The sequence below is a fragment of the Halorussus sp. AFM4 genome (genome assembly GCF_051194995.1).
Lineage (GTDB): Archaea > Halobacteriota > Halobacteria > Halobacteriales > Haladaptataceae > Halorussus.
Genome location: NZ_JBNTJT010000003.1, coordinates 109,257 through 129,514, shown reverse-complemented (window position 1 = coordinate 129,514; position 20,258 = coordinate 109,257). Strand labels below are relative to the sequence as shown.

General features: G+C 69.9%; 17 protein-coding genes, 1 tRNA gene and 1 pseudogene. 3 read left to right on the top strand and 16 right to left on the bottom strand.

The window, feature by feature from the left end; genetic code table 11:
• Window positions 1-81 precede the first annotated feature (81 nt).
• Both ACQUQF_RS13685 and ACQUQF_RS13680 read left to right on the top strand, forming a co-directional pair.
• Window positions 82-768 (top strand): annotated as a pseudogene (locus ACQUQF_RS13685) (metal-dependent transcriptional regulator); the annotation flags it as partial.
• A 257-nt stretch (window positions 769-1,025) separates the two neighbouring features.
• Window positions 1,026-1,712, top strand: coding sequence for a LysE family translocator (locus tag ACQUQF_RS13680; RefSeq protein WP_435179656.1), 687 nt, complete (start codon window positions 1,026-1,028; stop codon window positions 1,710-1,712).
• A 121-nt stretch (window positions 1,713-1,833) separates the two neighbouring features.
• Here ACQUQF_RS13680 and ACQUQF_RS13675 read toward each other — a convergent pair whose 3' ends face one another.
• The 5 genes from ACQUQF_RS13675 to ACQUQF_RS13655 form a co-directional block, all read right to left on the bottom strand.
• The gene (locus ACQUQF_RS13675) at window positions 1,834-2,544 is read right to left on the bottom strand and encodes an HD domain-containing protein (protein ID WP_435179655.1); all 711 of its coding nucleotides are present in this window, start codon (window positions 2,542-2,544) and stop codon (window positions 1,834-1,836) included.
• A 380-nt stretch (window positions 2,545-2,924) separates the two neighbouring features.
• Entirely contained in the window at window positions 2,925-3,650 is a 726-nt protein-coding gene (locus ACQUQF_RS13670; protein ID WP_435179654.1) for an alanyl-tRNA editing protein, read from the bottom strand.
• A gap of 32 nt (window positions 3,651-3,682) precedes the next feature.
• Window positions 3,683-3,970, bottom strand: a complete 288-nt coding sequence (locus ACQUQF_RS13665) for a hypothetical protein (protein ID WP_435179653.1) — start codon at window positions 3,968-3,970, stop codon at window positions 3,683-3,685.
• Between the two features lie 232 nt (window positions 3,971-4,202).
• On the bottom strand, window positions 4,203-4,412 hold the full coding sequence (locus ACQUQF_RS13660) for a hypothetical protein (protein ID WP_435179652.1): 210 nt from the start codon (window positions 4,410-4,412) through the stop codon (window positions 4,203-4,205).
• Between the two features lie 146 nt (window positions 4,413-4,558).
• Entirely contained in the window at window positions 4,559-6,127 is a 1,569-nt protein-coding gene (locus ACQUQF_RS13655; protein ID WP_435179651.1) for a hypothetical protein, read from the bottom strand.
• Between the two features lie 102 nt (window positions 6,128-6,229).
• Between ACQUQF_RS13655 and ACQUQF_RS13650 the strand changes: the two genes are divergently transcribed.
• Window positions 6,230-7,483: an FG-GAP-like repeat-containing protein gene (locus tag ACQUQF_RS13650; protein WP_435179650.1), complete on the top strand. Its 1,254-nt coding sequence runs from the start codon at window positions 6,230-6,232 to the stop codon at window positions 7,481-7,483.
• A 36-nt stretch (window positions 7,484-7,519) separates the two neighbouring features.
• On the opposite strand, the gene ACQUQF_RS13645 is transcribed toward ACQUQF_RS13650, so the two are convergent.
• The 11 genes from ACQUQF_RS13645 to ACQUQF_RS13595 form a co-directional block, all read right to left on the bottom strand.
• Entirely contained in the window at window positions 7,520-8,755 is a 1,236-nt protein-coding gene (locus tag ACQUQF_RS13645) for a PQQ-binding-like beta-propeller repeat protein (protein ID WP_435179649.1), read from the bottom strand.
• A gap of 134 nt (window positions 8,756-8,889) precedes the next feature.
• Window positions 8,890-10,095 (bottom strand): hypothetical protein, encoded by a 1,206-nt coding sequence (locus ACQUQF_RS13640; protein ID WP_435179648.1) that lies wholly within the window; start codon window positions 10,093-10,095, stop codon window positions 8,890-8,892.
• A 96-nt stretch (window positions 10,096-10,191) separates the two neighbouring features.
• A complete protein-coding gene (locus tag ACQUQF_RS13635) occupies window positions 10,192-11,451 on the bottom strand; it encodes an FAD-dependent monooxygenase (protein ID WP_435179647.1) in 1,260 nt (419 codons plus the stop codon).
• 220 nt (window positions 11,452-11,671) lie between these two features.
• Window positions 11,672-11,775: transfer RNA gene (locus ACQUQF_RS13630), tRNA-Gln, on the bottom strand.
• 44 nt (window positions 11,776-11,819) lie between these two features.
• The gene (locus ACQUQF_RS13625; protein WP_435179646.1) at window positions 11,820-12,569 is read right to left on the bottom strand and encodes an HNH endonuclease; all 750 of its coding nucleotides are present in this window, start codon (window positions 12,567-12,569) and stop codon (window positions 11,820-11,822) included.
• A gap of 73 nt (window positions 12,570-12,642) precedes the next feature.
• Window positions 12,643-13,074 (bottom strand): metal-dependent transcriptional regulator, encoded by a 432-nt coding sequence (locus ACQUQF_RS13620; protein ID WP_435179645.1) that lies wholly within the window; start codon window positions 13,072-13,074, stop codon window positions 12,643-12,645.
• Complete coding sequence (locus ACQUQF_RS13615; RefSeq protein WP_435179644.1) at window positions 13,071-13,562, bottom strand: ferritin-like domain-containing protein; 492 nt, start codon at window positions 13,560-13,562, stop codon at window positions 13,071-13,073. The genes ACQUQF_RS13620 and ACQUQF_RS13615 overlap by 4 nt, the downstream gene beginning before the upstream one ends.
• Window positions 13,563-13,703: 141 nt before the next feature.
• Entirely contained in the window at window positions 13,704-14,918 is a 1,215-nt protein-coding gene (gene sufD, locus ACQUQF_RS13610; RefSeq protein ID WP_435179643.1) for a Fe-S cluster assembly protein SufD, read from the bottom strand.
• Entirely contained in the window at window positions 14,915-16,345 is a 1,431-nt protein-coding gene (sufB, locus tag ACQUQF_RS13605; protein WP_435179642.1) for a Fe-S cluster assembly protein SufB, read from the bottom strand. The genes sufD and sufB overlap by 4 nt, the downstream gene beginning before the upstream one ends.
• Before the next feature lie 9 nt (window positions 16,346-16,354).
• Entirely contained in the window at window positions 16,355-17,266 is a 912-nt protein-coding gene (locus ACQUQF_RS13600; RefSeq protein ID WP_435179641.1) for an ABC transporter ATP-binding protein, read from the bottom strand.
• A gap of 137 nt (window positions 17,267-17,403) precedes the next feature.
• The gene (locus tag ACQUQF_RS13595) at window positions 17,404-20,139 is read right to left on the bottom strand and encodes a DNA-directed DNA polymerase (RefSeq protein ID WP_435179640.1); all 2,736 of its coding nucleotides are present in this window, start codon (window positions 20,137-20,139) and stop codon (window positions 17,404-17,406) included.
• Between the last annotated feature and the right edge of the window lie 119 nt (window positions 20,140-20,258).

Sequence of the window (20,258 nt, the reverse complement as noted above, 5' to 3'; positions counted from 1 at the left end):
GCGCCCCGGCTCCCCGGCGGTGCGCGCCGACCTGGGACGGGACAAATATAAGTTTTAGACGCCGCTAAATCCGGACAACGAATGCTGAGCGACGTGATGGAAGACTACCTGAAAGCGATCTACGCCCTCCAGAACGAGGACGGCGGGCCGGTCGCCACCTCGGCCATCGCCGACTACCTCGACGTGACGTCGCCGACGGTCACGAGCATGATCGAGAAGCTCGAGGACCGGGGGCTGGTCGAGCGCGAGAAGTACAAGGGGGTCGAGCTCACCGCGGAGGGCGAGACGGTGGCGCTGGAGGTGGTGCGCCACCACCGGCTGCTCGAGTCGTACCTGACCGAGCACCTCGACTACGCGTGGAGCGAGGTCCACGAGGAGGCCGACACCCTCGAGCACCACATCAGCGAGGAGTTCGAGCAGCGGGTCGCCGAGGCGCTGGGCGACCCCGAGGTCGACCCCCACGGCGACCCGATCCCGGGCGCCGACCTCACCCCGCCGGAGGCCGACGACACCACCCCGCTCTCCGAGCGCGAGGCCGGCGACCGGCTGGTGGTCGCGCGGGTCAGCGACCGCGACGAGGAGGAGCTGCGCTACCTCGCGGACGCCGGCGTCGCGCCCGGGACCGAGCTCCGCGTCGTCGACGTGGCGCCGTTCGGGATGGTGACCGTCCGGCTCGACGGCGGTGACGGCGCCGAGCAGAGCCTCCCCGAGAACGTCGCCCGCTCCATCCGGGTCCGCCCCGTCGAGGACGCGAACGGAGACGAGGGCGACGACGCCCGCGGTGACGGCGGCGACGCCGACCGGGACGGGGGAACCGACCGCGGCGACGCCGACGCGGACCGCGACGGCGACGACGCCGGCGGTGCGAACGACCGCGTCGGGGCCGACGTCGAGGGCGCCAGACCGTGACCGGTCGCGCGGCGCTCGCGGGCCGGAGGGGACCCGACCGGTCCGGTACCGCCTGCCGATCGCTGATACTGTCGACGCGATAGACTTTTCTCCCGCGGGGTTCCTACCACGGAGCGATGCTCGACGCAGTCGTCTCGGCGCTGGCGGGCGTCGCGCTGGGCCTGTCGCTGGCGGCCCCGCCGGGGCCGATGAACGCCGTCATCGCCGAGGAGAGCGTGCTCCGGGGCTGGGGGTCGGGGTTCCGGGCCGGCCTCGGCGCGATGTCGGCCGACGCCTGCTTCTTCGCGCTCGCGCTGCTCGGGGTGGTCGCGGTCGTCCGGGACGCCCCGGCGCTCCGGGGCGCGCTGTTCGCGGTCGGCGGACTACTGATGCTGTACTTCGCCTACGGCGCGGCCAGCGACGCCAGCGAGGCGTTCGGCGCCGACGCCGCGACCGACCCGACCGCCGCGGACGGCGCCGGCGGCGGCCACGAGGACAGCAAGGGCTTCCGGAAGGCGTTCGCGCTGGCGCTGACCAACCCCTACCAGATCCTCTGGTGGCTCACGGCCGGCGTCGGCCTGCTCGACCCCGGGACGTTCGCGATCGACGCGCTGGGCGGCCTGACCGTCTCGACCGGGAGCCCGGTCATCGTGGTGGGGTTCTTCGGCGGCATCGGGCTCTGGATAACCGGGTTCCCGGCGGCGCTGGTGTCGGTCGGCCGGCGGGTCGACGCGTTCGCGCCGGCGGTCGCCTACCTCAGCGCCCTCGTGCTCGCGCTCGCGGGCCTCTCCTTCCTCTCGAAGGCCGCGGGGATGGTGGTGTAGGCCGGCGGCGCAGCTCGGCGACGGAGCCTCGCGTCGATCGCGCAGTTTCCAGAACGGGTTCACCCGCGGGTGACCGGCCCGTTCGTCCGGGCCGACCCGCGCTCGGCGGACCGTCCGTCGCTCAGGGTCGCCGCTGGGTCCGGCGGTCGGCCGACGTCTCGCAGTCCATCTCGGGGACCTCGCTCTCCAGCCACTCCCGGAACCACTTGACCCGCTTGAGCCGCTCGTGGGCGATGCCCTCGGCGGTGTCGCTCTCGACGCGCTTGGCGGCGTCCTTGCCCCGCTCCATCACCCGGTCGACCATCTCGGCGGCGTCCATGTGGGTCCGGGCCTCGTAGCCCATCCGGAGCAGCATCAGCGCGGTGCCGTTGGCGCCCACCTTGTCGAGCAGGTCGGCCTCGATGAGACACCGGGTCTCCTTGGGCAGGTCGGTCAGGTCGCCCTGGTAGGAGTGGTTCTCGACCGCCTTGCACACCTCCTCGATGAACGACTCGGGGAAGTCGCCGTGGGTCTCGAGGTACTTCCGGGCGACGCGCGCGCCCTCCTCGGCGTGGACGTCCTGGTCGGCGTCGAGCTTGGCGATGTCGTGGAACAGCGCCGCGACCCGCGCCACGTCGACGTTCGCGCCCTCCTTCTCGGCGATGGTGCCCGCGAGGTCGACCACGTTGAGGATGTGGTTGAACCGGTACTCCGCGGAGTGCCAGGGGTACCACCGCATCCGGCCGCCGCCGTCCTCGTTCTCGACGCTCGCCGCGAGGTATTCGTACACGAAGTCCTTCATCTCCTCGAACTCGGCCTCGGAGACGGGCGACTCCTTAATCTCGACGCCCACGGAACCACCTCAGTTCGCAGCTGTCCGTCTTCATTGTTACTCGTATAAACGAATGATTGACTCTTTAGGCTTACGACGAGAGAACTCGTGCCGAACGTCGCGATTTCCCGGGCGTCGGTCGGGGTTCGACCGCCGTCCGTCGGACGGTCGTCGCCGCGGGGTCGTCTCCTTTCCGCGATACGTCGCCGGGACGCGGTCGCGCGACTGTCGATGCCCCTCGGGGCGGACTGCTCGCACTCCCGCCACGGCGCGCGGTCAGCCCCGCCGCGGCACGCAGACCGACCCCGCCACGCCGCGCTCGGTCTGACCCCCTACGGCGCGCGGTCCAACTCCCCTACGGTGCGCGGTCTGATCCCACTACGGCGCGCGGTCCGACTCCGCTACGGCGCGCGCAGCTCGAACTCCACTCGCTCGGTCGCCTCGCCCTTCGACTCCCGGCCGGTGATCTCGATCCGGCCCAGCTCGCCCAGGCTGTCGACGTGGGTGCCACCGCAGGGGCAGTAGTCGAACCCCTCGATCTCGACCACCCGGAGCGGGTCGACGTGGTCGGGGATGCGGTCGAGCAGCGCCCGGCCCTCGTCGGTGCGCTCCTCGACCTCGGCGCGCGGGCGCTCGGCCTTCGTCACCGCGAGGTCGCGCTCGACGGCATCGTTCGCGAGGCGCTCGATGCGCTCGAGGTCCGCGTCGTCGAAGTCGACCGGCTCGAAGTCGATCCGCGACCGGTCGGCGTGGATCTGGTTGCCCGCGGTCGTCGCGCCGTACTCGTCGAGCACCACGCGCGAGACGACGTGCTGGGCGGTGTGCATCCGGCGGTGGGCCGCGCGGCGCTCGTCGTCGATGTCCCCGCGCGCCGCGTCGCCCGGCCCGGGGAGGTCGCCCTCGACGTCCTCGACGTAGTGGCGGACGTCGCCGTGGTTCTTCCGGACCTTCGTCACTCGGGCCCGGCCGCCGTCCCACGACAGCTCGCCGCGGTCGGCGGGCTGGCCGCCGCCCTCCGGGTAGAAGTACGTCCCGTCGAGCACGACGTAGTCGTCGGTCGCCTCGGTGACGGTCGCCTCGAACTCGGTCACGTCGTCCTCGTCGGGGAGGTAGCGTTGCTCGGTCACGGGCGAGAAAAAGCGGCCGGGGGGCTTAACGCTTAGTTGAGCCAGCCGGCGACCCGCCTGCGGAGCCGCGCGAACAGCGGCGTCCGGCGGGCCTCGTCGCCGTCGGTCCGGGGTCGGTCGGTCGCGCGGTTCGGCGATCTGGCGGGCTGCGACACGGGTCGGGCCTGCTCGCGCGACCGGAACAGGTCGCGGGTCGCGAGGGCGAACAGCGACGCGCCGAGCAGGGTCCAGCAGACGACGCGGGTCCGTCGGGCCCGTCGGGCGAAGACGTAGCCGACGCCGACGAGCGGGATCGCGGCTATCGCCCACGTGGGGTCCATCGCTCTCCGGTCGGGCGGAAGTGGTCGAGTCGGTGCGTCCGGGTGGGGGCCATGCGGGCGGAATCACGGTCCGTAGCGGCTTTGTTATGCGTTGCCTGAGGACGTGGTGCGACCGACTCGCGGCGCGGTCGGGGCGCGGTCCGCCGCGGTAAAGAGGGTCTGTAGCGCAGTAAGCACCCGTAACCGCCCCGGCGGCCGGGTCGCGACCCCCGACCGACCGCGGGTCACGACGTCACCCGATCGCGATCGAGACCGCCACCAGCCCCGCGAGGATGCAGACGAGGCCGACCCGGCGCTTGTGGCGGGCCAGCGCCGCCTCCGGTTCCGGCGGGACGTTCAGGAGGTCGGACTGGAGCTCCAGCACCGCCCGCGGGAAGCAGTAGTCGACCAACCCCAGCGTGAGCAGGGCGACGCCGAGCGCGAGTCTCACGGGGACGGACATGGAGTGTACCTAGTCGGCACTCGGCACGAAATACTTACTCCGGACCGAGCCGACAGGTCGGCGCGCGGAGGGGAGTCGCCCGCCGGGCGGCTCGCCCCGCGGTGTTCACGTGACGGTCGCCTGCCGGGCGGCTCGTCCCGCGGTGCTCACGCGACGACCGGCCGCGAGATGATCCACAGCGACAGCACGGTGTAGCCCACCATGACCGCGACCAGCGGGAGGTGGGCCCGGCGGGCCCGGGCGGGCGTCCCGTACCGGCCGACCGCGACCCGGTGGGCCGCGATCACCGCGACGACGTGCCCGACCACGACGAGCAGCACCTGCGACCCCCAGAACGCCGACACCGACAGCCACCCCAGCAGGTCGACGGTCGCGTCGGAGCCGACCGCGCGGAGCCCGAGTTCGACGGCCCGCGCCAGGTTCCGGACCACGTAGGGGAAGTTGTGCGCGAGTTCGTAGGCGACCGCGATGGGGACGACGGTGGGCGCGAACGCCCTGGCGGTCGCGACCGCCGACGGCCGGGTCGCACCGTCGCGGTCGGGGACCGCAGCCCCGCGGTTCGCATCGGCGGCCGCACCGTCCGTATCGGCGGCCGCACCCGCACCGGCCGCGTCGGCCGGCCCGGCGCCATCGGTTCGACCGGCAGTTTCACCGGGGCCGCCGCGGCCGTCTGTCGCGTCCGGACCGCCCGGCGTCGGCGTCGACCCGATTCGCTCGACGGCCGCCGCGGCGCCGACGAGCCCGAGCAGGAACACGACGAATCCGGCGACGTACAGCACCACGCCGGTCGCCGCGCCCGCGCCGAGCGCGTCGCGGGCCGCGAACAGGAGCCGCTGGTACTCCGGCGTCGCGGTGAAGCCGTCGAAGCTCACCGTGTACACCATCGCGACGACGAAGGCGAGCAGGCCCGGTTCGGCGGTCGACGACGCGCACCCCTCCCAGGGGTACCGCGCCTCCACGGCGTAGCCGTCCTCCCGGGCGCGGACCCGGACCGGCGCGACCCGGCCGAACTGCCGGTACAGCACCTCGAACGCGTCGGCGCGGCGGAACCACGCCCGCCCGAAGGCGACGCCGCCGAGCACCATCGCGACCGCGTAGAGCGCGACCAGTCCCGCCGTGAGCCGGGGCGAGCGCGGGATCACGGTGAGGTTCTCGACCACGCCCGCGACGGCGACGTAGCCGACCACGGCGGGCCAGACGCCCCACGCCGCCGGGTACTCCACCAGCCTGACCCGGTCGCCCTCCAGCGCCTCCAGGAGCGCGTGGACGCCCCGCCACGGCGAGAGCGCCCGCCACGGGCTCCCGACCAGCATCGCGACCAGTCCGACCCCCTTCAGCCAGAGCGGCCAGACGAACACCGTCGCGGCGTTCTCGGCCGCGACCTGCCGCCCGGCGAGCCCCCGGACGACGGCGAACGCGACGAGGGCGGCGAAGCCGACCCGTCCGGCGGCCCGGAGCCACCGCACCGTCCCGGCCGGGAGCCGACCGACCGTCCGGGTCCCGGTCGGCGCGAGCTCGCCGCCGCGTCCCAGCCAGGCCGCGGTGAGGGCGACCGTCGCGCCCGCGCCGACGAAGAGGGCGGGCAGCGGAATCGGCGCGTCGAACCGCGTCCCCCCGAGGTCGTGGGCGGCGGCCACGCCAGTGGACGCGACGACGACCCCCGCGAGCGCGACGAGCGTCGCGACCGACCCCCCGACGCGTCGCGTCCGTTCCATACCTACGCACCCGGCGGTCGCGCGGAAGTAGCTGCTGGTACGCGCGTCGAATCCCGCCCGCCACATCGGTACCCTTTATCCGGGGTGGCCGCAAGCCACGGTATGCGTCTACGGACGGTCGCCGTCCTGCTCGCGGTCCTCGTCGGCCTGCTCGGCGCGACCGCTGTCGGCCTCGGCGTCTTCGGGGGGGAGAGCCTGACCCTCACGACCGAGTGGGTGAGCGAGACGGGCCGGGAGGTGACCTCGAACCACCACGCGGTCGCCGCGGGCCGGCCCGGCGGCCGGGGGACGGTGTACGCGCCGGTGAGCGGTCGGGCCAACACGACCCAGTGTGCGCTCTACGCGCTCCGCGGCTCGAACGGGTCGACCGCGTGGCAGTACGACGTGCCGCCGGCGGACTGCACGATACACTCCGTGGCCGACCCGACGCTGGCCGACTACGACGACGACGGCACCGTCGAGGTGCTGGCCGCAACGACCGAGCGGGCGGTCGTCGCGCTCGACCCGACCACCGGCGAGGTCGAGTTCCGGCGCGACCTCCGCTCCTACGGCTACTCGAAGCCGGTCGTGACCGACCTCGTCGGCGACGGCGCGAAGGAGATCGTCGTGGTCGACGTCCACGGGTCGGTGTACGTGCTCCGGCCGAACGGGTCGGTCGTCTGGTCGAAGCGGCTCGACCGGTACACGTGGGGCCAGCCGGCGGTCGCGGACTTCGACGCCGACGGCGCCCCGGAGCTGGCGGTCGGCGTCGGCGGGGAGGGCGAGCTCACGGTGTTCGAGCCGAACGGCACGGTCGCCTGGCGGCGGACCGACCCGCTCGGCGGCTCGATCTCGTGGATGACGACGGGGCAGGCCGACGGCGACCCGGCGCGCGAGATCGTCACCGCGACCGCCGCGGGCGGCGTCACGGCGTTCGACGGGCGGTCGGGCCGCATCGAGTGGGAGCACGACTTCGGCCGACTCGCCGCGGTCCGGGCCCTCGGCGACGGGGACGGCGACGGCGCGCCCGAGGTGTACGCGGTGGCCCGCGACGGGAAGCTCCGGAGCGTCGACGCCGCCAGCGGGACCGTCGAGTGGACGACCGCGCTGACGACCGCCGACGTCCAGATGACGCCCCCGCCGTCGCTCGGCGACCTCGACGGCGACGGCTCGCCGGAGCTCGTCGCGGTCGCGAACGACGGGACCGTCGCGGTCGTCGACCCGACCGACGGCGACGTCCTGGCGCGCCACGAACGGGACGTGCCCATCTTCACGTACCCGGTCCTCGCGGACGTCGACGCCGACGGTCGTCCGGAGGCGCTCGTCATGTACGGCGACGGTCGGGTCGTGGCGCTCTCGGTCCCCGAGAACGGATAGAAGCCACCCTCTCGGAGCCGATCGCCAGTCGGTCGATCAGGTGGCGGACAGGACGGCGACGCTCCCGTCGTCGTAGATGACGACGATCTCGTCCTCCGGGTCGGCGTCGAGGTTCTTCAGGCGGGGGTACGTGTTGATCGGCACCTCCCGCTCGTACGTCGACTGCATCTCTCCAGTCTCCGGGTCGACGATGGAGACGACGCCCGCGTTGCTCACCGCGACGAGTTCGGACGCGGGGTCGCCGTCGACGTCGCCCAGCGTGGGCGGCGGCCCGACCACCGATTCCTCCGTGGTGAGGGTGGTCGTCCACTCGACGGTCCCGTTGCCGGCGTCGAGACTCCGGACGACGCCGTCGCGCGCGGCGACGTACACTTCGGCCTGGCCGTCGCCGTCACCGTCGCCGAGCGAGTGGACCGTCGCCCCCGTCGCGTCGAAGTCGCGGCGCCACTGGACCGCGCCGTTCGCCCCGTCGAGCGCGATCACGGTCCCGCTGAACGTCGTGAGGACCATCTCCCGCGGGGCGTCGCCGTCGGCCTGCCCCGTCGTCATCCACTTGACCGAGGTCACGTCGCTGAGGTCGGTCCGCCACGCGGTGCGCCCGTCGTTCTCGAGGAGGACGACCCTCCCTTTTATCTGGCCGATCACCAGCTCCGGGGCGCCGTCGGCGTCGAAGTCCGCGACCGCGGGCTGACGGACCCGGGCGTCGGGGAACTTCCGGGTCCACAGCTCGGTGCCGTTCGCGTCCAGCGCGAACACGCCACCGAGCAGGTCCGCGACGAGCGTCTCCGGCGCCGGCGCGCCGGTGACGTTCGTGACGATGGGCTGGGAGTACCCCAGCGACGTGAGGCGGTGCTCCAGTTCCTTCTCGCCCGTCCGGAGGTCGTACGCGACGAGGGTCTTCAGACTCGTCGCCGCGACGATCTCGCGGCGCCCGTCCCGGTCGTAGTCGGCGATCGTCGGGTCGGAGATCGAGTGGACGGTGCACTCTGACTCCGGGAGGTCAACGTGCCAGCGCTCGGACCCGTTGCCGTCGAGGACCCGCAACCGACAGTGCTCGGCCTGTCGGCTGTTGAGCGGGACAGCGACGAACGTCTCCCCGTCGACGGTCACGCCGGTGGGCGAGTGGTGGTTCGACTCGAGGCTCCACGGCGGCGTGCTCACCCACTCTGCGGTCAGGGTCCGGGTCGACTCCTCGCGGACCAGGCTGTAGCCGAAGACCGAGCCCAGAACGAGCACGACGAGCAGGACACCCGCGACGGTCCGGACGCGCATGCGGCCCGTACGACCAAGTTGTGGAAAACTCTTGCCCCCGACAGACCGGACGCTGAGGTCTCCATCGGAGGATTCATCGGACGAGCAGACTGGCCGGACGAGCAGACTGTCCGGACGAGGGGACGCGTCCCGGCTCAGTCGGCCGCGAGACCCGACGCCGACTGCCCGCCCACCCGGCGCGCCGACTCGACCGAGTAGACCAGGCTGGCCGTGAACAGGACGACGCTGGCGACGATGAACAGCGAACTCAGCGGCGAGGCCGTGTCGACGAACACCCAGTAGATGGGCGCCGCGACCGACGGGCCGGCCGCCAGCACGGCGACCTTCGCGACGAGCGGCCCGCAGCACCCGCAGGTGCAGGAGCCGACGACGACGCCGGTGCCGGCGGTGCCCTCGACGCCGCCGGCCCGCTCGCCGAGGCGCCACTGGCGGGCGATGAGCGCGGCGTTCAGCCCGATGAGACCGCTGAGCAACCCGACCACGATCGCGATACCGGCCGAGAACGCGAAGAACAGCGGCACGTCTGGCAGCGCCACCTCGAGTGTCGGCCACTGGACAAGCTGGTAGACGACCGGCAGGACCTCGACCGTGGTCTCGTGGGGCGCGCCCTCCTCCCAGAAGACGGTCACGAACCCGCTTGTCGCCATGAAGAACACCGCGACGACCAGGCCGACGCCAAGGCCGAACCGGCGGGCGACCGGGTCGCGCAGCACGCTCGCCAGCACGTCGCCGGCGTCGGTCCAGACGATGTACCCCACGAGCACCGGCGTCGCCAGCACGACGAGGTAGCCCAGCGGGTGGGTGTAGCCGGCGGGGCCGGGGACGAGTTCGGGGTACGAGATCCACAGCCCCATCAGGATGCCGAGGAACGTGTACCGGGGCCGGGTCGGCCACCGGAGCCACCCCACCACGAGGCTGGCGACCGAGACGGCCAGCCCGACCGACAGCGACAGCGGCCGGTACCACGACCGCGGGAACGGCATGGACTGTGCGGTGTAGCTGGGGTCGCCCAGCAGCCCCTCCCAGAGGACCGTCCCGAACGCGGCCACGACGAGGCCGGCCAGCACCCCGTAGAGCGCGGTCGTCGGTCTGAGCCGGCCCCGCCGCTTCAGCAGGACGCTCCCGACCAGGCCGGCGACCCCGAGCGCGACGACGGCCAGTCCGTGCCACTGGGAGAGCCCCGACGAGTGGGTCCCGCCGTGCGCGGAGGCCCGCGGGACCGCGGCGAGGGCGAGCAGCAGTACCAGGCCGACCGAGAGCGGCCGTGCCGAACCCCGGAACCGCGGCCCGGCCCGGGCGACTTCGGCCGCCTCCGGTCGCAGCGTCGATGGTAGTCGCACATACGAACTTCCGTCCTGCGATAGAATTACTTTACGGACCGCGGAGCGGCCGAGCTGGTTCGGCTCGCGCTCACGCAGTCGCGGCGGTCGAGCGCCTCAGTCCGCGAAGCGCGAGCGGGCGACCGAGACCGACCGGTCGCCGAGCGCGAACGACTCGACCGACCCGCGAACCAGGCGCGACCGGGGGAGCGACCGGCCGAGGACGGTCGCCGACCCCCGGACGAGCCACGGCGGGACGTACCGGCCGTAGTCGAGCCAGAGCGCCAGGCCGCGGGCGGCCCGCCGCTGGAGCGCGATGACCTCCTCGACGGTCGGCCGCCGCCGCGCCTCGAAGGCCCCGAGCGTCTCCGCGGACAGCGGTCCCTCCCCGTCGGCGAGCGCATCGGTAATGAGCCCGTGGGCGACGACCGCGTCCTCGACGGCGAGGGGGTTGCCCTGGGCGCCGATGGGACTCGCGGTGTGGGCCGCGTCGCCGAGCAGCACGAGCCCGTCCCGGGTCCAGGTCGGCGCGACGCCCGGCGCGACGTCGAGCAGCGTGGTGTCCCGGAACCCGTCGAGGTGGGCGTCGATGGCGGGACCGAGGCTCGGGTCGACCGCGGCCACGCGGTCCCGGAACGCGTCGAACCCCGCCTCCCGGACGGACTGCCACTCGCCGGCCCGGACCGGGTAGCCGACCTGGAGCTCGCCGGCGCCCAGACCGAAGTACACCAGCACGCCGTCGCGGTCGATGCGGCCCTGGGCCGGGGCGTCGACGGCGCCGGCCGGGAGCTTGAACCAGACGAGGTCGACGGGCGAGTCGAACAGGCCGGGGTCGACGCCGGCGCTCGTCCGGACGGTGGAGTACCGCCCGTCGGCGCCCGCGACGACCCGGGTCTCGAACGCCACCTCCTCGTCGGCCTCCCGGTCGCGGGCCGCCGCGCCCCGGACGACCCCGGCCCCGTCGGTCCGGAGGTCGGTGACGGTGGTGGCGGGGTAGAAGGCGAAGCCGTCGTACTCGCTCGCGCGCTCGACGAGGTACTCGAGGAGCGCCGGCTGCTCCATCATGAGCGCGTAGGGGTAGTTGGTGTCGAGCAGGTCGAAGTCCACCAGCGCGACCCGCCGGCCGTAGAGCGAGAACGCCCCCTCGGTGACGGTCTCGTGGGCGAGATCGAGGACGTCGTCGAGCACGTCCATCTCGTCGAACAGCCGGACGACGCCGGGGTTCCAGCCGAAGCCGCGGTACTCCCGCTCGAACGTGGCGGCCCGCTCGACGAGCGCGACGTCGACGCCGCTGCGGGCGAGGAGGTACGCGAGGACGGCGCCGCCGGGGCCGCAGCCGACCACGACGACGTCGACGGTTACGGTTCGGTCGGGCATACCTGCTCCTCGTTCGCCGGGTAGTTATAGCTCGTCTCGGTCGGGAGTCCGCGGTTCGAGGTGCGGCCCGCGGGGTCGGAGCGGATGCTCCCGGGCGGGTTCACGGGAGGCAGAATCGTCTATAGTCCCGGGCGGATTCGAACCGCGAGGACTCGAATCCTCTCGTCCTCTGGGCGTCGAATCCGCAGATATCTCTCGCTCACCGACGTTCGCGAGAAGATAGTCCCGGGCGGATTCGAACCGCCGTCATGGGCTGTCCTCCGTATCGACTCGTAACCCGATACGTCCAAAGGCCCATATGATTGGCCACTACACCACGGGACTACGACGGGATGCAGTGACTCGTAGCTTTTGCTCGTACAATAGTGTTACTTTTCGGCTGACGGAACGGAAACGCTGGCGTTCCCTGCTTCCACGTTCCGGTGACAGCTTCGACAGAGGGCGATCACGTTATCCAGAGTATGGGCTCGCTGCGTTCGTTCGAAGTTTCGGACGGGTTCGACGTGATGAACGTCCGGGTTCCGTCCGATTTCATCGGCGGTCTTCCCACAGTTCTGGCACGTGTAGTCGTCTCGCTCTAACGCTTTACGTCTGATTCGCCACCACGATTCTCCGTAATTGAGTTCGCCACCCTCCCATTGGTGGTGCTGCTCACCGACGACGTTTTCGGATAGCCACGCGCCGTAGCAGTCCAGATCGCAAAAGACACCTCGCTCTCGCTTCTCCACGCGAGATGGACGGGCCTCGATGTCCACACCGCAGAATGTGCACGCAGTCGAAACTCTATCCCTCGTCGCCGGATTGTCCGGAAGTAACCCGTTGGCGTCCGAAACGCAGTCCGGGCAGTTCATTCCGTCCTTTTCGGACGGGTAGTACTCGAACAGAGAGCCACAGTTTCGACACTCGGAGTCCTTCTTCGCATCCCTCCAGTTCCCGTTGTTCTCACCGCCGTTCGGATCGCAGTCGTCGCAGAACGTCAGTCGCGACTTCGGGTCGTAGAACTCCGTTCCGCAGCCCTTGCAGGTGCGGTTCGGCAGGTTTCCCTCGTGGGTGTGGCCGTAGTGAATCCGCATTCCCTGCTCGGAGTCGAACGGGGCCCCGCACGTCGGGCACTCCATGCGGGGGAATTGTGACTATTTCGACTTCAAATCTCGAATCGCACGTCCGAGAACAATAGAATCGCTCCGCGGTCTAGTCCGCCTCGCCCTCTTGCTGGACCAGTTCGGCGCACATGTCGGCCTCGGCGTCGAAGCAGTCCGGGCACTGGGGCTCGCGGTCGATGATGGTGTCGAGTCGCTCCGCGACCGTCTCGTCGATGACGCTCTCCAGGGCCTTGGCCTCGCTCGGGAACTCCTCGACCTCCAGCACGTTGTAGAGGAACCGCTCGATGATGCAGTAGGTCTGGAGGGCGTCGCGGGCCTGCTCGATGCCCTCGTCGGTGAGGGTGACGCCCTTGTACTTCTCGTGGTCGGCCAGGCCCCGGTCCTGGAGCTTGCCGATCATCTCGTTGACGCTGGCGGGACTCACGTCGAGCCGGTCGGCGAGCGCCCCGGTCGAGGCCGGTCCGTTCTCCATCTGCTGCACGAGATAGATCGCCTTCAGATACTGGTCAGCGGTGTTCATTCTCGGGCCTCCATGACCGCGGTCACTTCCTCGACGCCGTCGGCCTCTTCCTCGCGAATCGCCTTCAAGGTGGCGAGCAGTTCATCCCGGTCGAGGCCGTACTCCGCGTCGCTGGCCTCGATGGCGTCGATCAGGTCGTCGTAGAACTTGTAGGCGGTCTCCTCGCCGTGGAGCTGGTCGTAGAGCACGCCGTCGAAGTCCTCCGGACCGGTCTGGGCGTAGGTGCTCTCGACCAGCGCCTGGACCTCCTCGACGGGCACCGCCTCGGCGTCCAACCGGTCGATGAGCGCCTCGAGCTGCTCGCGGTGCTCGGCCGACTCCTCGCGGGCGTCCTCGAGCAGTTCCTCGATGGCGTCGTCGCGCTCCTCGGGCGAGAGCGTGTCGTAGTGGCGCGCCGCCCGGACCTCGACGACCTCCTCCAGGACGACTCCGATCTGGAGCAGGCGGGCGAGCTGGGTGTCTGACGAGACGCGGTCGTTGACGGTCATCTCGACCACCCGCGTTCGTCCCTCGATACGACAGTCATCAGGGGATAGTCGGGAGTACGGCGACTTAACAGGTTTGGTCCGCCGGCAGTCACTGCCGGGTGCGACCGATCGCGAAAAAGGAACGGAAGCGGGCGAGCGGGTCTACGTCCGGAGCCGCTCGGCGATGCGGGTCTGGAGGTCCTCGCGGAGCTCCTCGACCTCGACCTCCTCGAGCACCGGGACGAAGAAGCCCTCGACCAGCATGTTGCGGGCCGTCAGGTCGTCGACGCCGCGGGAGGTCATGTAGAACATGTCCTCCTCGTCGATCTGACCGACGGTCGCCGAGTGGCTCGCCTCGGTGTCGTGGTTGTTGATGATGAGCTTCGGCGAGGCGTCGGCCTCGCTCTCGTCGGAGAGCATCAGGGTGTTCTCGCGCTGGTAGGAGTTGGTGTCCCACGCGTCGCGGCCGACGTCCTGGACGCCCTCGTACACCGACCGGGCCTCGTCGTCGAGCACGCCCCGGGTGACGAGGTCGGCGGTGGTGTGGGCGGTGTTGTGCCAGACCCGGGCCGCGACGTCGAAGTGCTGGTCGCCGTGGCCGAAGAACGCGCCGACCGTCTTGGTCTCCGAGCCCTCGCCGTTGAGCTCGGTCTCGACCGACGACTTGGTCAGCCGGGAGCCGAGGTTGCCCTCGATCCAGTTGACCGTGGCGTAGTCGTCGGCGTCGCCGCGCTTGAGGGTGTAGTTGTACGTCTCCTGGTCTAGGTCCTGGAGCGAGCCGTACTGGACGTGGCTGTTCTCGCCGGCGGCGACCTCGACGATGCCGCTGTAGTAGCGGTCGCCGTCCACGTCCTCACCCGTGTCCTGGCGCTCCAGGATGGTCACGGAACTCGACTGCTCGGTGACGACCAGCGTGTAGTTGAACAGCGACTGGGAGTTCTGCGTGGTCCGGATGGTCACGTCCTCGGCGTCGACGTTCCGCGGGACGTAGACCACGGTGCCGGTGCTGAACAGCGCGGTCGACAGCGCGGTCAGGTAGTTCTCCTGGGGGTCGACGACCGACCCGAAGTGCTCCTTCAGGAGCTCCTCGCGCTCCTCGACCGCTTCCGCGAAGGGCAGGACCTCGGCGTCCTCGGGACCGACCTGGTCCTTCTCCTCGGCGGCGTTCAGCGGGTCGACGAAGCTCTCGTAGTCGAGCGCGTCGAGGTTGGTCCAGTCGCGGCCCGGCGTCCGGATGACGTCGGGCATCTCCAGCTCGCTCAGCGCGTCGAGCGCGTCGAGCCGGGTCTCGAGCAGCCAGTCGGGCTCGCCGAGCTCGTCGGATATCTGGCGGACGGTCTCCTCCGAGATGGTCTCGTGAACCTGCGCCGCGGTCATCCGAGACTCCCCTCCATTTCGAGTTCGATGAGGCGGTTGAGTTCGACGGCGTACTCGATGGGCAGTTCCTCGGTGATGGGCTCGATGAAGCCCGAGACGATCATCTGCTTGGCGTCGTCGTCGTCGAGTCCACGCGACTGGAGGTAGAAGACGTCCTCGTCGCCGATCTTGCCGACGGTCGCCTCGTGGGCGACGTCGACGGTGCTCTCGTCGATCTCCATGTACGGCATCGTGTCCGAGGTGCTCTCGTTGTCGAACATCAGCGCGTCACATTCGACCGACGTCGAGGAGTCGGTGGCGCCCTCGGAGATGTGGACGAGGCCGCGGTAGTTGGTGCGACCGCCGTCCTTCGAGATCGACTTGGACTCGATGGTGGAGTTGGTGCGGGGCGCGTTGTGGTAGACCTTCGCGCCGGTGTCGATGTCCTGGCCCTCGCCCGCGAACGCGATACTGATGTGGTTCGCCGACGCACCGCGACCCTTGAGGATGGAGCACGGGTAGAGCATGGTGGCCTTCGAGCCCATGCTGCCCGACACCCACTCCATGCGCCCGCCGGCCTCGACCAGCGCGCGCTTGGTGTTGAGGTTGAAGGTGTTCTTCGACCAGTTCTGCACCGTCGAGTACTGGACGTGGGCGTCCTCCTTCACGAAGACCTCCACGCCGCCCGAGTGGAGGTTGTGGGTGCCGTACTTCGGGGCCGAGCAGCCCTCGATGTAGTGGACCTCGCTGCCGGGCTCCGCGATGATGAGGGTGTGCTCGAACTGGCCCATGCCCTCGGAGTTCATCCGGAAGTACGCCTGGACGGGCATCTCGACCGTGACGTCCTCCGGGACGTACACGAACGAGCCGCCACTCCACACGGCGCCGTGGAGCGCCGCGAACTTGTTGTCGGACGGCGGCACGCAGGAGGTCATGAAGTGCTCCTTGACGAGCTCGGGGTGCTCCTGGACGGCCTCGTCCATGTTCATGAAGATGACCCCTTTCTCCTCCCACTGCTCCTGCATGTTCTGGTAGACGACCTCCGACTCGTACTGGGCGCCCACGCCGGAGAGGGCCTTGCGCTCGGCCTCCGGGATGCCCAGCTTCTCGAAGGTGTCCTGGATGTCTTCCGGGAGGTCGTCCCAGCTGTCCGCGCCTTCGCGCTTGTCGACGTCGGGGCGGATGTACGGGACGATCTCCTCGACGTCCAGCTCCGAGAGGTCGGGCTGGCCCGGCCAGTCTGTCGGCATCGGCATGTTCTGGTAGTGCTCAAGCGCGCGCAGCCGGCGCTCGAGCATCCAGTCGGGCTCGTCCTTGTCCTCGCTGATGAGCCGGACGACCTCCTCGGTCAGCCCCTTGTCGGACCTGACCGCCGCGCTCTCTTCCTTCTTGAACGCGAAGCGTTCCTCCGTGTTTGTCTCTTTCAGTTGGTCTTGTTCGGAACTCATGCTATCACCTTACGCGGCCTCGTACACTTCTTCGCGGACCCAGTCGTACCCCTTGTCCTCGAGCTCCTCGGCGAGCTCCGCGCCGCCGCTCTTCGCGATCTCGCCGTCGAGCATCACGTGGACGTGGTCGGGCTCGACGTAGTCGAGGATGCGCTGGTAGTGGGTGATCTGGAGGATGCCGGTGCCCTGCTCGTCGCGCAGGGCGTTGATGCCGTTCGAGACGTCCTGGAGCCGGTCGATGTCGAGCCCGGAGTCGATCTCGTCGAGCACCGCGATCGACGGCTCGAGGATGGCGGCCTGGAGCACCTCGTTCTGCTTCTTCTCGCCGCCGGAGAAGCCCGCGTTGAGGTACCGCTGGGCGAACTTCTCGTCCATGTCGAGCTGCTCCATCTTCTCGCTGAGGATCTGCTGGAACTCCGCGACGCCGACCTCGCCCTCGTCGGCGGGGCCCTCCATCGGGCTGGTGTCGTAGCCCGCGTCCTCGTCGTCCTCTTCCTCGGCCTCCTCCTCGTCCTCGAAGAGCTCCTCGCGCTCCTCGAGCTTGGCGTTGAGCGCCTGCCGGAGGAAGTTGACCATCGTGACGCCCTCGATCTCGGCCGGGTACTGGAAGCCGAGGAAGATGCCCAGCGCCGCCCGCTCGTTCGGCTCGAGGTCGAGCAGGTCCCAGGTCCGCATGTCTTCGGGGATGTCGACCTCGTCGCCGAACTCCCCGTCCTCGAGGTGGAGCAGCACCTCGCCGTCGGTCACCTCGTAGGCCGGGTGGCCCGCGATGACCTTCGCGGTCGTCGACTTCCCGCTCCCGTTCGGTCCCATCAGGGCGTGGATCTCGCCGGACTCGACCTCGAGATCGACGCCGTTGAGGATCTTCTCGTCGGCCTCCACGACTTCCGCGTGTAGATTTTTGAGTTCTAGCGTTGCCATTGTAGGTTCACCTAAGTCGTTCGGAGAAAGGGTTGTCCGACCCATAATGCTTTCGCATTCCCACGTAAATGGTTTCGCGGAGACGAAAAAATACTTTCCAGAATGAGAAGGCCTGTCACTCGACGCGACGGTAGCGCTCAGACGAAGCTGCCGAGCCCGGTCTGCTCCTGGCCGGACTTCACCTCGTCCCACGAGACGCCCAGCGCCTCCAGGATGCGCTCGATGGGGCCCTGGAGGGTCTTGTCGAGCATCTTGTCCCAGTCGACCTCGAACTCCTCGGGCACCTGGTCGGCGAACTCGAAGCAGATGACGTCGGGCTCCTGCTTGAACTCGCAGTAGAGCCGGTCGGCCTTCGAGGTGCCGGCGGGGTCGAACCCCTCCTCTTCCTCCATCCGGCGCCAGAAGTCCGGGTGGACCCCGTCCAGGTAGAGCCGCTTGGGCTTGCTGCCGCGCTGGAAGTTGGTGCCCAGCAGCAGGTTGGCGTACTTCGCGCCCCGGACCTGCGCGGTGTCGGTGTCGTAGGCGTCGAGCCGCTTGCCGATGCCGCCGGGGATGCCCACGTCGTCGAGGTCGACGTTGCCGGCCTGGTAGTCCTCGATGATGTCGTGGACGTACTCTTTGACCTCGTCCAAGTCCTCGCCGTGGACGATCATGTCGATGACCTCCTTCTGGACCGTCTTGGTGATGGGCGCGATGTCCGAGCGCTTGTACTCGAAGCCGGTGATGTCGATGTCGTCGACGTCCTTGCCCTCCTTCCAGACGATGTGGCCGGCGTAGCGCTTCTTCTTGCCCGCCTGGAAGAACCGGCGGTAGAGCTTCTCGAACTCGATCTGGAAGCGGTGCTCCTCGGCGTTGAGCTCCTCGAGCGCGAAGTCGTCGTAGGCGGTGTTGATGCGCTCCTCGATCTCGAAGGACTGCTCGACGGCCTCCTCCTTCGAGACGCCGACGCCGAGTTCGAGCATGACGCTGTCGGTGTCCCCGTAGGCCACCTCGTAGCCCATCCCCTCGGCGGTCTCCTGGGTGTACTCGATGACCTCGCGGCCGGTCGCCGTGATGGCGGCGCCCATCGCCTTGTCGTAGAGCCGGAACCGCTCCCAGCCCAGCACGCCGTACAGCGAGTTCATGATGACCTTCACCGCGGCCTGCTGGCGGTCGAACCGCTCGTACTCGGGCGTGTCGGGCTCCTGCTCGTTCCGGAGCGCCTTCTTCTCCTCGCGCTCCGCGAGCGTCTCGTCGATGATCTCCCGGATGATGCCGTCGGGCTCCTTCCGGAAGTGGGTGCCGTTGGGCGCGACGTACGTCTCGCCGTCGTACTCCGCGGGGTCGACCTTGGTCTCGGGCGAGGCGTTGATGGTGGTCATCGACATCGGGTACAGCGACTTGAGGTCGAGCACCGTCACGTTCTCCTTGACCCCGGTGATGGGCTCGAACACCGCGCCGCCCTCGTAGTCCTCGCTCTCCTGCTGGCCCTTCGACGGGAGCGCGAACTCCCCGTGGGCCTTGTGGAGGACGTAGACGTCGACCGCGTCGCCGGGCGTGGTCGCGTCCTCGAGCTTGCAGCCGACGAACGACGCGACCTCCTCCCAGAACGAGATGATGTCCTGCTTGCGGTCGAGCTCGACGCAGAGCTCGACGTCCCTGACGTTGTACTCCAGCAGGCGCTCGGGGTCGTCCTCCCAGAGGTCGCCGATGTCGCCCGGGTAGCGCTCCTTGCCGACGCCGAGCTCGACCTCGCCGACCGCGTCGAGCCGGTAGGACTCGAGCTCGGAGAACTGGGTCCGCTTGTAGCCGTACAGCAGGTCGAAGACGACCCGGCCCTTGACCGACGGGCCGCCCCAGTCCGAGCGCCACACCTCGTCGACCCGCGAGAGCCGCTCGACCGAGAGGTCGTACTCGTGGGGGCCGTCGAGCTCCCCGAGCCGGTCGAGCAGGTACGGCGCGTCGAAGTCGTCGGCGTTCCAGCCCGTCAGGATGTCGGGGTCGGTGTCCTCGATGTAGTCGACGTACGCCGCGAGCATCTCCCGCTCGTCGTCGAACGACCGCACCTCGATGTCGGCCTCCTCGATGGGGTCGTAGCCCGAGAGGTCCTCGGGCACCGCTGCGTCGCCGACGGGCGCGTCGTAGAGCCACGCGATGTACTTGTCCGTGTAGGAGTCGAACGTGGTGAGACAGATGATGGGCTCCTCGCCCTCCTCGGGGAAGCCCGACCGGTCGTCGACCTCGATGTCGAAGTAGTGGACCCGGGGGTCGGCCTGCACGTCGACCGGCTCGAGCTCGTCGAGGCCGTCGTGGAAGTAGAGGTCGCCCTCGTCGTCGCGGCGCTCGGGGATGCGGATGCCGCCCTTGATGTCCTTGTCGATGAGGAAGCGGTTGGGGAAGAGGATGTCGGCCTCGTAGTGGTCGAACTCGTCGCGGACGTTCCCGACGTCGCGGGGCGTCCGGCCGAAGATCTTGGTCAGGCGCTCGCCCCGGATGCTCTCGTAGGGCTCGCCGTTCTCGTCGGTGGTCTCGCTGCCCGTGAGGACGTCGTACTCCTCCTCGGGCGGCCCGGAGAGCGACGCGGTCGGCGCGTAGAAGTACGGACGGAACCCGACGACGCGGACGTGTTCGAGGACGTTGTCGCGCGTGCGCCCGAAGACGTGGACGACCGGGCGCTCGTCGTCGCCCGACCCCTCGACGGTGTAGTCGACCTGCACGACCGACAGCTCGATCTCGCCGTCGGGGTCGGGGAGCCAGTCGTCGTCGCCGACCACCGCGTCGGCGGCCTGGTGGTCGCCGCCGGCGACGGCGCGGGCCTCTGCCGCGACGTCGCGGTCGGCGCCCGCACCGGCGTCGGAGAAGTCTGTGAGTGTCGTAGACCCCGGATCGCTCATGTATTCGGGGTTTGGGGCATTCGGCTAAAAACCCTCGCTTTCGCCGGCCCGCGGGGGAACGCGCCGGCCTGCGCGGGAACGCGGCGGCCCGCAGGGCGGTTACCGCGAAGGAAAGACAT

Bases quoted from the DNA above. Each gene is read 5' to 3' on its own strand.
- ACQUQF_RS13635 (WP_435179647.1), bottom strand. From the start codon at position 11,451: ATGCCCGACCGAACCGTAACCGTCGACGTCGTCGTGGTCGGCTGCGGC.
- ACQUQF_RS13615 (WP_435179644.1), bottom strand. From the start codon at position 13,562: ATGACCGTCAACGACCGCGTCTCGTCAGACACCCAGCTCGCCCGCCTG.
- ACQUQF_RS13600 (WP_435179641.1), bottom strand. From the start codon at position 17,266: ATGGCAACGCTAGAACTCAAAAATCTACACGCGGAAGTCGTGGAGGCC.
- ACQUQF_RS13595 (WP_435179640.1), bottom strand. From the start codon at position 20,139: ATGAGCGATCCGGGGTCTACGACACTCACAGACTTCTCCGACGCCGGT.
- ACQUQF_RS13625 (WP_435179646.1), bottom strand. From the start codon at position 12,569: ATGGAGTGCCCGACGTGCGGGGCCCCGTTCGACTCCGAGCAGGGAATG.
- ACQUQF_RS13650 (WP_435179650.1), top strand. From the start codon at position 6,230: ATGCGTCTACGGACGGTCGCCGTCCTGCTCGCGGTCCTCGTCGGCCTG.
- ACQUQF_RS13680 (WP_435179656.1), top strand. From the start codon at position 1,026: ATGCTCGACGCAGTCGTCTCGGCGCTGGCGGGCGTCGCGCTGGGCCTG.
- ACQUQF_RS13620 (WP_435179645.1), bottom strand. From the start codon at position 13,074: ATGAACACCGCTGACCAGTATCTGAAGGCGATCTATCTCGTGCAGCAG.
- ACQUQF_RS13655 (WP_435179651.1), bottom strand. From the start codon at position 6,127: ATGGAACGGACGCGACGCGTCGGGGGGTCGGTCGCGACGCTCGTCGCG.
- ACQUQF_RS13645 (WP_435179649.1), bottom strand. From the start codon at position 8,755: ATGCGCGTCCGGACCGTCGCGGGTGTCCTGCTCGTCGTGCTCGTTCTG.
- sufB (WP_435179642.1), bottom strand. From the start codon at position 16,345: ATGAGTTCCGAACAAGACCAACTGAAAGAGACAAACACGGAGGAACGC.
- sufD (WP_435179643.1), bottom strand. From the start codon at position 14,918: ATGACCGCGGCGCAGGTTCACGAGACCATCTCGGAGGAGACCGTCCGC.
- ACQUQF_RS13665 (WP_435179653.1), bottom strand. From the start codon at position 3,970: ATGGACCCCACGTGGGCGATAGCCGCGATCCCGCTCGTCGGCGTCGGC.
- ACQUQF_RS13660 (WP_435179652.1), bottom strand. From the start codon at position 4,412: ATGTCCGTCCCCGTGAGACTCGCGCTCGGCGTCGCCCTGCTCACGCTG.